General features: G+C 28.4%; 12 protein-coding genes, 1 other RNA gene, 1 riboswitch and 1 other annotated feature. Of the genes, 1 reads left to right on the plus strand and 12 read right to left on the minus strand.

Going from position 1 to position 12,067, the window contains the following annotated elements; genetic code table 11:
* Positions 1 to 24: 24 nt before the first annotated feature.
* Positions 25 to 1,524, minus strand: coding sequence for a 2-isopropylmalate synthase (locus J1C67_RS00420; RefSeq protein ID WP_167866293.1), 1,500 nt, complete (start codon positions 1,522 to 1,524; stop codon positions 25 to 27).
* A 170-nt stretch (positions 1,525 to 1,694) separates the two neighbouring features.
* Positions 1,695 to 1,895 (minus strand) — a binding site (T-box leader).
* Between the two features lie 117 nt (positions 1,896 to 2,012).
* On the opposite strand from J1C67_RS00420, the gene J1C67_RS00425 reads away from it, so the two are divergent.
* Positions 2,013 to 2,813: an HAD family hydrolase gene (locus J1C67_RS00425; protein ID WP_167866292.1), complete on the plus strand. Its 801-nt coding sequence runs from the start codon at positions 2,013 to 2,015 to the stop codon at positions 2,811 to 2,813.
* 168 nt (positions 2,814 to 2,981) lie between these two features.
* On the opposite strand, the gene J1C67_RS00430 is transcribed toward J1C67_RS00425, so the two are convergent.
* From J1C67_RS00430 to rpoD, 11 genes are all read right to left on the minus strand, one after another.
* Entirely contained in the window at positions 2,982 to 3,563 is a 582-nt protein-coding gene (locus tag J1C67_RS00430; RefSeq protein ID WP_167866291.1) for a GNAT family N-acetyltransferase, read from the minus strand.
* Between the two features lie 93 nt (positions 3,564 to 3,656).
* A complete protein-coding gene (locus J1C67_RS00435; protein WP_167866290.1) occupies positions 3,657 to 4,616 on the minus strand; it encodes a D-2-hydroxyacid dehydrogenase in 960 nt (319 codons plus the stop codon).
* 108 nt (positions 4,617 to 4,724) lie between these two features.
* A complete protein-coding gene (locus tag J1C67_RS00440; RefSeq protein WP_167866289.1) occupies positions 4,725 to 5,492 on the minus strand; it encodes a potassium channel family protein in 768 nt (255 codons plus the stop codon).
* Positions 5,493 to 5,665: 173 nt separating this feature from the next.
* Positions 5,666 to 6,010, minus strand: an RNA gene (gene rnpB, locus J1C67_RS00445) — RNase P RNA component class A.
* Positions 6,011 to 6,064: 54 nt separating this feature from the next.
* On the minus strand, positions 6,065 to 6,310 hold the full coding sequence (locus tag J1C67_RS00450; RefSeq protein WP_089970763.1) for a hypothetical protein: 246 nt from the start codon (positions 6,308 to 6,310) through the stop codon (positions 6,065 to 6,067).
* A gap of 104 nt (positions 6,311 to 6,414) precedes the next feature.
* Positions 6,415 to 7,104: a radical SAM protein gene (locus J1C67_RS00455; RefSeq protein WP_167866288.1), complete on the minus strand. Its 690-nt coding sequence runs from the start codon at positions 7,102 to 7,104 to the stop codon at positions 6,415 to 6,417.
* Positions 7,091 to 7,678 carry an ECF transporter S component gene (locus J1C67_RS00460; protein WP_167866287.1) on the minus strand — a complete coding sequence of 196 codons (588 nt, stop codon included), beginning with the start codon at positions 7,676 to 7,678 and terminating at the stop codon, positions 7,091 to 7,093. Before J1C67_RS00460 ends, J1C67_RS00455 begins: the two co-directional genes overlap by 14 nt.
* A gap of 56 nt (positions 7,679 to 7,734) precedes the next feature.
* Positions 7,735 to 8,706, minus strand: coding sequence for a nucleoside hydrolase (locus J1C67_RS00465; protein ID WP_167866286.1), 972 nt, complete (start codon positions 8,704 to 8,706; stop codon positions 7,735 to 7,737).
* A 253-nt stretch (positions 8,707 to 8,959) separates the two neighbouring features.
* A riboswitch (PreQ1 riboswitch) is annotated at positions 8,960 to 9,004 on the minus strand.
* Positions 9,005 to 9,112: 108 nt separating this feature from the next.
* Complete coding sequence (locus J1C67_RS00470; RefSeq protein WP_089970751.1) at positions 9,113 to 9,904, minus strand: Nif3-like dinuclear metal center hexameric protein; 792 nt, start codon at positions 9,902 to 9,904, stop codon at positions 9,113 to 9,115.
* A 10-nt stretch (positions 9,905 to 9,914) separates the two neighbouring features.
* The gene (locus J1C67_RS00475; RefSeq protein ID WP_167866285.1) at positions 9,915 to 10,613 is read right to left on the minus strand and encodes a tRNA (adenine(22)-N(1))-methyltransferase; all 699 of its coding nucleotides are present in this window, start codon (positions 10,611 to 10,613) and stop codon (positions 9,915 to 9,917) included.
* 296 nt (positions 10,614 to 10,909) lie between these two features.
* The gene (gene rpoD / locus J1C67_RS00480; RefSeq protein ID WP_089970854.1) at positions 10,910 to 12,049 is read right to left on the minus strand and encodes an RNA polymerase sigma factor RpoD; all 1,140 of its coding nucleotides are present in this window, start codon (positions 12,047 to 12,049) and stop codon (positions 10,910 to 10,912) included.
* Positions 12,050 to 12,067: the final 18 nt, after the last annotated feature.

The raw sequence follows: 12,067 nt of genomic DNA on the forward strand, positions 1-12,067 counted from the left end.
TGCCAGCCTATTATTTTTCTATGCCTAATTTAATTTATTTAAAGCATTCATATAAGCTAATAAACTAGCTTCTATAACATCAGTGCTTACACCTATCCCTAGTACAGTTTTATCTTGTAATGTTAATTTTACCCTTACTTCACCTAAAGCATCTGTTCCACTAGTTATAGCTTTTATTGAATAATCCTTAAGTTCTGGTTTTATATCTATGGCTCTTTCTAATGCATTGTACAGCGCATTTACTGGTCCATCCCCACAGGCTGCTTCTATTTTTTCGACCTTATTATATTCAATTTTAACTGTAGCTGTAGATTCAATATTATTTCCTGTTGTTACATTAAAGTTTATTAATTTATAAACATCATCTATTGGTACAACCCTTTGATTTACTAACGCTTCTATATCTCTATCTGATATTTCTTTTTTTCTATCTGCTAAATCCTTAAATTTCTTAAAAGCTTCCATAACTCTTTCTTTTTCTAAATTATATCCTAAAGTAATTAATCTATCTTCAAAAGCATGGCTACCTGAATGTTTTCCAAGAACCATATTATTAGTACTAAATCCTACGGATTCTGCTGTCATTATTTCATAGGTTTCTCTATTTTTCAATACTCCATCTTGATGAATTCCAGATTCATGTGAAAAAGCATTTGCTCCAACTATAGCCTTATTTGGTTGAACTGTTATTCCTGTAAAATGAGATACTAATTTAGAAACTCTATAAATTTTTTCGCTACAAATATTTGTTTCATTACTATAACAATCTTTTCTTGTTTTTAAAGCCATAGCAACTTCTTCTAATGATGCATTTCCAGCTCTTTCTCCAAGTCCATTTATTGCACATTCTACTTGCTCTGCTCCATTTTCAATTGCTGCTAGTGAGTTTGCTACTGCAAGACCTAAGTCATTATGACAATGGATACTTATTATAGCTTTATCTATATTTTTAACATTTTCTTTTACACCTTTAATTAATTCACCATATTCTGCTGGTATTGAATACCCTACAGTATCTGGAATATTAACTACTGTAGCCCCTGCATCTATTACAGCTTCTAAAATTTTATATAAAAATTCTTTTCTTGTTCTTGATCCATCTTCTGCTGAAAATTCTACATCTTCAACTAATGTTTTAGCATAGGTTACCATATTTGTAGCTTTTTCTAAAACCTGGTCTTCAGTCATATTTAATTTATATTTCATATGAATATCCGAAGTTGCAAGAAATACATGAATCCTTTTTTTAGGAGCATATTTAATTGCCTCATAAGCTCTATCTATATCTCCTTTATTACATCTTGCAAGTGCAGTTACTACTGATTTTTTTATATTTTGAGAAATTAATTTTACTGCTTCAAAATCACCATTAGATGCTATTGGAAATCCAGCTTCTATTACATCTACACCTAGTGATTCTAACTGTTTTGCCATTTCTAACTTTTCTTGTGGGTTTAAACTAACTCCTGGTGTTTGTTCCCCATCTCTTAATGTAGTATCAAAAATATAAATTTTCTTTGTCATAATAATTTCCCCCTTTTTATTTAGAGATCTTCAAAAAATAACTAATCAGATCCCTTATACCTTTTGCTATTGCTTATTACTTGTTTCAAGTCCCTGCATTGTTACAAATCATTTGTGCCCCATATTTTTAACAATTTTTAGAATAGTAAAAACCGCGTATTTCCACTCCTAATTGGAGCGAAAATACGCGGTACCATCCAAACTTTAACTTGATTTTGTTAACGCAGTATAAATTATATACCCGACAAGGCCTACTTAGGTTCAACCTTACAGCTCCTGAGCTAGTTCAAAAGTTATTGTTTATAGGCTTTCAGCAACCCTACTCTCTGTAAAACTTAATACTTCCTACTACTCTCATTCTCAGCTTTTATTTATTATATTGTTTGTAATCTTACTATATTTTGTATTTATTGTCAATATGTATTTATTCATAATTATTTTATAATTTACACATACTAATTTTATCTATATAAAAGAAAGGTGATAAAATGATAAAATTAATAGCTACAGACTTAGATGGAACTTTATTAGATGAAAATGGTAACTTACCTAAAGATTTCAGAAAAACTTTAAAAATTTTAACTACTAAGCATAATATTAAATTTATAGCAGCATCAGGCAGACCATATAATTCATTAAAAGAAGATTTTGGCGATCTTACGAATTCCATTATCCTAGTTTCAGATAACGGTGCTTTAATAACTGATTGTAATAATATTATTCATACTAACTTTATTGAACCAAGTTTAGTTAAAGCTCTTATATCTCACTATAGAAAAATTAACAAAGAAAATTTAGATATTATTTTATCTTGCAAAGATACTGCCTATATAGAAAGTACTAATGAAAGGTTTATAAAAGAAATGAGCAAGTACTACTATAAAAAAGAAGTAGTTGATAATATCCAAGAAATTACTGATGATGTTTTAAAAATTACTTTTTGTGACTTTGATAACATTAAAGAAACTGCCAAAAATCATTTTAATCCGATATTTGAAAACGAGCTCCAACTTTCCTTCTCAGGAGCTATTTGGCTAGACATAACCGATAAACATACTACTAAAGGAATTGGAGTTAAGAAAATACAAGAAAAATATGTTATTACAAAAGGTGAAACTATGGCATTTGGTGATTACTATAATGATATTACTTTATTTGAAAAAGCTTATTATAGTTATGCTATGGATAATGCTAGCGACTTTATAAAATCAAAGGCTAAATTTGTGGCTCCAAGCAATATAGATCATGGGGTTATTCAAGTATTAAAAAATAAATTTAATATTAAATGATTATAATATTAAATCTGTAACTATTCGCATTCATATTCATATTCATATTCATATTCATATTCATATTCATATTCTTTAATTATAAAATAATCTTTTAAATTAACATACAGTATTAAAAAATATCCTGCACAAAAGAGCATTTAGACACCTATGTCTAAATGCTCTTTCTTATATAATCTTAACCATTTTCATATCACTATTTTCCTCAAGGTTAAATCCAAATTTTTCATATAACTTTACTAATTTTTCATTATTTGCATTTAAAGATATTTTTTTATAACCTTTTTCCCTTGCTATATTATCTCCAGCTTCCATAAGCATATTTCCATAACCTTTGCCTCTATATTCTGGTTTAACTGCAATATTAGAAAGATAGTATTCATCTTTGTTACATTCTTTATAAAATAAATATCCACCTACAATATTAAATACTGCATATTTTACTTTTTCTACTAAATTACATTGCATTGGAAGTAATTTAATATCACTTTTAAAGGTTAAAGGTTTTATTTTTTTACCCTCTGCTGATAATAAAATCCCTATAAAGTTTTCATTCTCTTTGCATACTATAATATTATCTAGAGCAAATCTATTATCTTTTTCTTTTAACATTTCTATTAACCTTTTTCTCATTTCTACTTCTGTACCCTTGCCCCATTCATACTCTGGATGCATTTCTGTTTCATATATTAGATTACTAATATCTTCTATATCTTTATCTAATCCTTGAGCTAACCTTATATTTTTCAAAATTTAATACTCCTTACAGCATAAGGGAGCTTCAAAAAATAACTAGTCGGATTTTATTCTATCTTCTTTTAGCTCCCTTTTTATATAATTATTCTAAAGTTCTACTCTTCCTCTCTTCTCACCTTTATAAAAAGCTTTTATATTTTCTATTACTTCTTTAAATAATCTTTCTCTAGCTTCCACACTTGCCCATGCTATATGAGGTGTTAAAACTAAGTTTTCTTTATTTTTAATAGTTAATAATGGGTTATCCTTTTTCATTGGTTCTACTTCAAATACATCTAAAGCTGCTCCTGCTATTAGTTCTTCTTCAATAGCTCTTGCTAAATCCGCTTCAACAACTATAGGACCTCTTCCCATATTAACTAGTATAGAATTCTTTTTCATATTGCTAATTGCCTCATAATTCATTAATCCATTTGTTTTCTCGGTTAACGGAGCATGAATTGATATTATATCGCAAGTTTTTAATAACTCCTCAAATTCTACTCTTTTATATTCTAAGTTATTATTTTTTCCTGAAGTTGAATAATAAACTATATTAGATCCAAAAGCCTCTGCTATTTTAGCTACTTTCTTTCCTATAGCTCCAAAACCAACTATTCCCCATGTTTTACCTTCTAACTCATAAAATGGTTTAGTCAAATCTGTAAACAACTCCGAAGCTGCATATTCCCCTGATTTTACAAACTCATCATAGTAGGCTAGTTTATCATAAAGATTAAGGACTGTTGCAAAAGTATGTTGAGCTACTGCATTTGTTGAATAACCAGCTACATTAGTTACTGCTACTTTATTCTTTTTTGCATATTTTATATCTATATTGTTAAAACCTGTTGCTGTTTCACAAATTAGTTCTAAATTTTTAGCTTGGGATAAATTTTCTTCATTTAAAACAACCTTATTTGTAAGTATTATATTTGCATCCTTAATTCTTGAAACAACCTCTTCTTGACTTGTTGTTTCATAATATTCAACTTTTCCAAACTCTTCTAATCTTGAAAAATCAAGACCACCTAAAGTTTTTCCATCTAAAAGCACTATTTTCTTCATATTTTCCTCCTCTATTCTATTAAAATTCTATTTTTTCACTTACATTATAAATTTCTTTAATATACTATAAATACATTATACTATAAATAGATTTGATTTTTCTTGCTATTATTTCTTCAATGCTTTTAAAGTCTTATAAATATCATCTATATCCCCTTCTGACAAATCATCAAAATTATCTAATTTATATTTTACCGTTTCTATTAGTTCCCTCTTGAAATTATTTTTAATTTTTCGTCTTCCCCCATTAATTATTTTCATTGCAATTGTGCTGGTTGTAATTCCTATAAACCCTATTCCTACCACCATTAAAATAACAGCTACAACTCTCCCAAGTGAGGTTGTTAATAAAACGTCTCCATATCCTACAGTAGTAAATGTAACAAAGCACCACCACAGTGCATCTCCAAAACTCATTTTCTCTAATAATGATATTACAACCGCACTTATAACAATGACTAAAGTAGTCAAAATTAATACATAGTTAAATCTATTAATTCTGACAGCTTCTTTTATCTTATTTTTAAACTTTAATATTAATACTACTAATCTAAGTATTAATACAATTTTAATAATTTGTGATGAATTTATTAAAATTGCAAAATCTAATAATCTAAAAACTATTAAATATGTTTTCATAGGAATTATTGAAAAGAAATCTATAATATTTTCAAGGACAAATGTTGTTTTATATTTTGATAATAAAAATTTTCCAAAATAATCTATAACAAATATAATCCAAACAATTAAATCTATGTAATAAAATGATAGTAAAACTTCCTTTGGCAATACTATCATTAACTCTAAAACCAACATAATAGATATCATTAAAGCTAATAGACCAATAAATAATTCATATATTACTCTTTTTCTCATTTTGGCCCTCACTTATTAAATGCTTTAATATAATTATATTATTTTCAAGTATTTTTAATGCACTTATATTTTGCTATCTTCAAAAAACAACTATTTAATATGTTAATTTATTTTTCACAAGATTTTTATTTCTACAAAAAGAAAAACACTACGCAATTACGTAGTGTTTTTCATATACAAGATAAGCACATAAGCCGAGTTCTGTATTAAGCAATCATCTATCTAGGCCTATCGTTGCCAATAGGCTCAAGCGACACACCCGGAGACGGGACGGGCAATCCCATAAGTCTCTCTATTCGGTCTTGCTCCAAGTGGGGTTTACATAGCCGCGAAGTCTCCAACGCGCTGGTGAGCTCTTACCTCGCCTTTCCACCCTTACCTAAGTAAACTTAGGCGGTATCTCTCTGTTGCACTTTCCTTCAAGTCACCTTGACTGGACGTTATCCAGCACCCTGCCCTATGGAGCTCGGACTTTCCTCTCCTAGTTCTAGACTAGCAGCGATTGCATGTCTTACTTGCAAAATTTATAATAACACAAATTTTTGTGTAACACAAATGGTTTTTTTGTCATCTTATACAAATTGTAGAATTAAGCACAACATCCCTATAATAATCCACGAATAAAAACCTATTCCGGATAATAATAATGTAAGTACTATAAGTACATATATACAGCATTTTCCTGAATTAAAACCACCTTGATTTTGCCCACAATTTGTTCTACAATAAATATTTTTAACTACTGAATCTGTAATTTCTCTAATTGCTTTTTTTATATCTTTGCCCCAATTTTTTTTATAACAATTATTTTTCCCCATCACTCTTCCTCCGCCTAAACTATCATTATTACTTATTATATTCAAATAATCTAATCTAGTTACAACTAATTAAGAAAGTTTTTAAAAAATAACTATTCATGGTCTTAATCTCCTACTCCAAAATCTGTATTATGAAATAGAACTTCTATTGTTTCATGGTTTTCCAACTCTTTAAACTCTTTGCAGAACCACTTTATAAGTTCTTCATCTCTTTTAACTTTAGTTGTATTTTCAATAAATACATTTATTGTTGCATATTTAAAATTATTTAACACTATTTCTACATCTGTTTTTATTTGTTCCTTTGTTTGACCTTTAATCCCTACCATAATACATACAGATTGGAAAAGTTTTTTCACTTCTTCTGGTGTTTTAAAATTTGCATTTTTATTTAAAACTAAATTTCTAAAATCATTATCAAAGGTTTCTATTCCAATTTTAAATACTATTTCAATATTAAAAAGTTTCCTCATTTCATCTAATCTATGTCTATAGCACCAATGGCTCTCTAAAAATATTTTTTTTATACCCATTCTATCTACAACTTCTTTTATATATTCTAAAGTTTCTATTGGAAGTTCAAAGCAACTTCCAGAGTTTATTACTTCAAGTATCCCAAATTCTCCATCTACCTTGTCTAATATTTCCTTATTCAATTTATTTATTTCTTTTTCATCTAATCCATTATCATCTATATAATCGCAAAATGTACATTTCCCCCATACACAGGGGAATCCCTTTAATAGTACAATTTCTCTATTATTTTTATTAGTTATTTTATTATATCTTTCCATTTTCATCTCCTAAAGCATCTTCAGAAAAATGCTTCCTTTTCAAATTTACTGGTATTATTTTAATTAAATATATTACCAAACTAATTACTACTGCTTTATCAAGTAGATCTGTTAATATTTGAGTTGAAAAAACACTAGTAATTATATTAACTCCTGCTTCTTTTAAATACATCACTATGAAAGAACTTCCCGAAGTCGTTATTCCCCCAAATACATATGCTGCAATTATTGAAGCTACAATAGATGATGTTACAGTAACTATTATCATACCTATTGGTATTAATTTACCTTTAAACAATCCTTTCTTAAACAACATTCCTGCCATGAACCCAGATATAAGCTGTACTGGCATAAAATATAAAGATATTGGATCAAAAGTAATACCATTTATAAGCGAAGATACTCCACCTGTAACCACGCCCGCAATTGGTCCTAATAAAAACGCTGATAAAAATGTTCCTATTGTATCTAAATATACTGGTAATTTAAGTGTAAGTGCTAAAAATGCTCCAATAATATTGAATCCTACACACATAGCCATTAACGTAACATTAAATGTTTTATTTTCATTCATATTTATCTCCTCCTTAGTAATCCATCTAGTTATTTTTTGAATATATATTAGTTTTTTTACATTCCATACTTATTGTTATTTATAACTTCTTCTATATCTTTTATATTATCTTTAAAAATTCTTCCAAGGAAAAATCTAATGAATTTTTTAGAATCTACTTCTGTTAACACTAAGCCATTAGGTGCCTTTCTATAAAAATCACCTACATCCACCAAAGTTTGTCCAATCGCTATTCCATCGGTAACTATATCTAAGTAAGTCATAAAGCCCTTGCAGAAGCTATTATCTATAAAATAAGCTACTGCCAAAGGATCATTAATTACACAACCTAATGTTCTTTCTTGTTCCCAATGAAAATCAACATAGAATCTTGTTATTGATACAATAAATTCTGCTACATCTCCACCTATTTGCTTAATTAACTCAATATAATTTGGTGTTAAAACTATTTCTCTTGTAACATCTAACCCCACCATAGTAAATTTAACATTACTTTTATCAAACACTTCTTTTACAGCATCTGGATCTACCCAATAATTAAATTCAGCTACTTGAGAGCAATTTCCATGAGACTTAAAAGCCCCTCCCATAGAAACTATTTCTTTAATTTTATTAAATGATTCTTCATCTCTATTTAATGCTGTTGCAATATTAGTTAATGGTCCAAGTGCTATAATACTAATTTCTTCACTTTTTGCTTTTTCTAAAATAAAGTCTACTCCTCCATATAATACTTGGCCTCCTACTTTAGGATAATTACTTTCTCCAAGCCCATCTCCTCCATGAGTATCTTCTGCTGTAATCAATTTTCTAACTAAAGGAATTTCTTCGCCTATATAAACACCAATATCCTCTCTACCCATAAGCTTTAAAACCTTTTTTGCATTTTCTTCTCCCTTTTTTCCATTAACATTTCCAGATACTATTGTTATTCCTAAAATATCAAGTTCTGGTGAATTTATTGCTAAAATTAATGCTAATGCATCATCAATTCCTGGATCACAATCAATAATTACTTTTCTTTTCATATTAAATCCTCCAATTCTCTTAAAAGCTTTTTGAAAATAATTTGTCAAATTCTAATTTATTTTCTTTTATGTCTATTAATTATTAAAAAAATAAAAAAGGATAGATTTATCACTAAATCCATCCTCTTATATTTATTATTCATGTTTATAAATATAGCCCCTAAGGATAACTCCCTAAAGGTTCTTCTGTAAAATACTAGCTCTACCTATTAAATTATTAATAAGCAAATTAACTGTATTCAATTATACAGTTTTAATCCTAGTTTTTTATAGAGGGATGGTTACGAACCTCTCCCAGGAATATTCCTGGATTTTATTTAATTTTTAGATTGTTCTTTTTATAGATATTATTTATGGAATCTTTGACTAGTTATTTTTTGAAGATTCCTTATTTCCCTTATGCTCCCTAAATAAATTTATAGGGATCCTCTACTTTTGTAGATGTTATAAATTCTATTTCTTTAAATTCTTCTTTTATTTTTTCCATTGCTTTTAAAAATACTAACCATTCTGATGAAAAATGTCCAGTATCAATTATAGTAACCCCCATTTCTTTATAATCTAGAGCAAAATGATAAGTTGTGTCTCCTGTAATAATACAGTCAGCACCCATCTTCACTGCTTGACTAAAAAAGCTTTGTCCACTTCCATTAATTATTGCAATGTTTTTTATTTTTCTATTTCCATCTACAACTCTTAAAGTATTAATATTAAGTTTACTTTTGACTGTACTTATAAGCTCTGTTAAATCTATTTCTTTATCTAGTCTTATCATTCTTCCAAGACCTGCATTTTTATGGCTAGTTATTTTACTTTTCTCTAATATTTCATTAGATTTAAAACCTAACATCTCCACTATAGTTTGATTTAACCCATTCTCTGCAGAATCTAAATTTGTATGACTAGAATATAAATTAATATTGCTTCTTATTAATTTAATTATTTTTTTACCTTGAAGAGTGTCTGTTGTTATACTTTTAGGCTTATTAAATATCAACGGATGATGGCTAATTATTAAATCTACTTTTAGGTCCTTAGCTTCTTCAATAACTTCCAATGTACAGTCTAAGGCAAAAAGAACTCTTTTTACCTTTTCTGCCTTGTCCCCAACCATTAATCCTACGTTATCAAAATCTTCTTTAAGGTAAACTGGCGCTATTTTTTCCATAGCCTTTATAATCTGTTCTACTTTTATCATTTAAGCTCCCTTATAAAAAGTTTATCATACTTGAAATAACTACTATTTTTTCTTCTATTTCTACTTTTTTAATATTTGCAAGATCAGAATTAACTTCCGCACTTACAGCTTCTAATATTTTATTATAATTTTCTAGTTTTGATTGTAAATATTCTTTCATCAATGGATGTTTACTCATTAATAATTTAGGACTAATTTCATAATATATACTATCTAATTCGGTATTTTCGTCCTTTTTTCTCTTTACTTTAAACAGCTCGTAATATTTACCATCATCTTTGCATAGGTCTTCAGATATTATCTCATAGTCATTTGTATATAAATATTCTCTTAATCCTTCTGGATTTTGAGCTGGTTGTAATATTAAATAATCAAGATTATCAACCTTAGTTATATCCTTTTCTAAAATATCTTTTATTAATTTTCCACCCATTCCAGCAATTATAACTGCTTGAACTTCACCCTCTTTAATTGGCTCTAATCCTCCACCTAATCTGAATTCAAGTTCATCTCCCATACCTTCTAACAAAGCATTCAACCTTGCTTTATCTAATGGATCTTTATTAATGTCTGAAGCTATTGCCTTTTCGCAAAGACCTTTATTTAATGCATATAACGGGATATATCCATGATCTGTTCCTATATCTGACAATGATATTACTTTATCAATATGATCTGCTATAAATTCTAATCTTTTACTTAATCTCATTCTTCTTTACTCCTATGTTTATCATATTTTTTTCTGTTAAGACATTTTTTAAATAATAACTTTCTATGCAAATACACTAACATATTTACTTACTATTTTTTAAGATGCCTAAGATTATTACACTATAATTTTGTTTTATCTATCCTTAGTTTATACAACTTTTCATTAAATATTAATACTAATTTACTTTTACAGATTTAAATAAATTATTCTTCTATATTAAATAACAACTAATCTATTATTTAATAATTCTTCATAATATCTGCCTACAAAGTAAAGATTAGCACCACAGGGTGCTAATCTAAATAATCTTTTAATTTTTTACTTCTTGATGGGTGTCTTAGCTTCCTTAAAGCTTTTGCTTCAATTTGTCTAATTCTTTCTCTTGTAACATTAAACTCTTTACCAACTTCTTCAAGAGTTCTTGCTCTTCCATCATCTAAACCAAATCTTAACCTTAACACCTTCTCTTCTCTTGGTGTTAATGTATCTAGAACATTTATTAACTGTTCTTTTAACATTGTAAATGCCGCAGCTTCTGCTGGAGCCAATGCATCTTCATCTGGTATAAAATCTCCAAGATGTGAATCTTCTTCTTCACCAATAGGCGTTTCAAGAGAAACTGGTTCTTGAGCAATCTTTTGGATTTCTCTAACCTTTTCTACCGGTAATTCCATTACTTTAGAGATTTCCTCTGGTTGTGGATCTCTACCCAATTCTTGTAATAGTTGTCTTTGAACTCTTATAAGCTTATTGATAGTTTCAACCATATGAACAGGAATTCTAATTGTTCTAGCTTGATCGGCTATAGCTCTTGTTATCGCCTGTCTAATCCACCATGTAGCATATGTTGAGAATTTATATCCTTTTCTGTAGTCAAATTTTTCTACAGCTTTTATTAATCCCAAGTTACCTTCTTGAATTAAATCTAGGAATAACATTCCACGACCTACATATCTTTTTGCTATACTTACAACAAGTCTTAAATTTGCTTCCGCTAATTTTTTCTTTGCAATTTGATCTCCATTTTCAATTCTTTGTGCTAAGCTTATTTCATCTTCTGATGATAAAAGTGGCACTTTTCCAATTTCTTTTAAGTACATTCTTACAGGATCATCTATGGCAATACCTTCTGGTACGCTTAGATCAATTTCTTCTTCTTCTTCTTCCTCGTCTTCTTCAACTACCTCTGTAGTAGCCTTTACCTGACCTAAAACTTCAATACCCATTGATTCTAAAACTTCATAAATTTTTTCTATTTGCTCTGTACTTAACTCTATATGTTCTATTTCATCCATTATTTCTTTATATGTTAAAGTTCCACTCTTCTTTCCTTTATCTAATAAGGTTTTAACAATAGTCATTTTATTACTTTTATCGCTCATGTTTTTTCCATCTTTTTTATCTTGCTTAGCTTTTGTTTTTTCATTTATCATTTTATTGCCTCCCTTCAT

The organism is Clostridium gasigenes (genome assembly GCF_017348895.1).
Lineage (GTDB): Bacteria > Bacillota > Clostridia > Clostridiales > Clostridiaceae > Clostridium > Clostridium gasigenes.

What these genes read in the sequence shown, in the direction of transcription:
- J1C67_RS00450 (WP_089970763.1), bottom strand. Translation starts at nt 6,310, where the DNA reads ATGGGGAAAAATAATTGTTATAAAAAAAATTGGGGCAAAGATATAAAA.
- J1C67_RS00435 (WP_167866290.1), bottom strand. Translation starts at nt 4,616, where the DNA reads ATGAAGAAAATAGTGCTTTTAGATGGAAAAACTTTAGGTGGTCTTGAT.
- J1C67_RS00475 (WP_167866285.1), bottom strand. Translation starts at nt 10,613, where the DNA reads ATGAGATTAAGTAAAAGATTAGAATTTATAGCAGATCATATTGATAAA.
- J1C67_RS00455 (WP_167866288.1), bottom strand. Translation starts at nt 7,104, where the DNA reads ATGGAAAGATATAATAAAATAACTAATAAAAATAATAGAGAAATTGTA.
- J1C67_RS00460 (WP_167866287.1), bottom strand. Translation starts at nt 7,678, where the DNA reads ATGAATGAAAATAAAACATTTAATGTTACGTTAATGGCTATGTGTGTA.
- J1C67_RS00440 (WP_167866289.1), bottom strand. Translation starts at nt 5,492, where the DNA reads ATGAGAAAAAGAGTAATATATGAATTATTTATTGGTCTATTAGCTTTA.
- J1C67_RS00425 (WP_167866292.1), top strand. Translation starts at nt 2,013, where the DNA reads ATGATAAAATTAATAGCTACAGACTTAGATGGAACTTTATTAGATGAA.
- rpoD (WP_089970854.1), bottom strand. Translation starts at nt 12,049, where the DNA reads ATGATAAATGAAAAAACAAAAGCTAAGCAAGATAAAAAAGATGGAAAA.
- J1C67_RS00465 (WP_167866286.1), bottom strand. Translation starts at nt 8,706, where the DNA reads ATGAAAAGAAAAGTAATTATTGATTGTGATCCAGGAATTGATGATGCA.
- J1C67_RS00420 (WP_167866293.1), bottom strand. Translation starts at nt 1,524, where the DNA reads ATGACAAAGAAAATTTATATTTTTGATACTACATTAAGAGATGGGGAA.
- J1C67_RS00470 (WP_089970751.1), bottom strand. Translation starts at nt 9,904, where the DNA reads ATGATAAAAGTAGAACAGATTATAAAGGCTATGGAAAAAATAGCGCCA.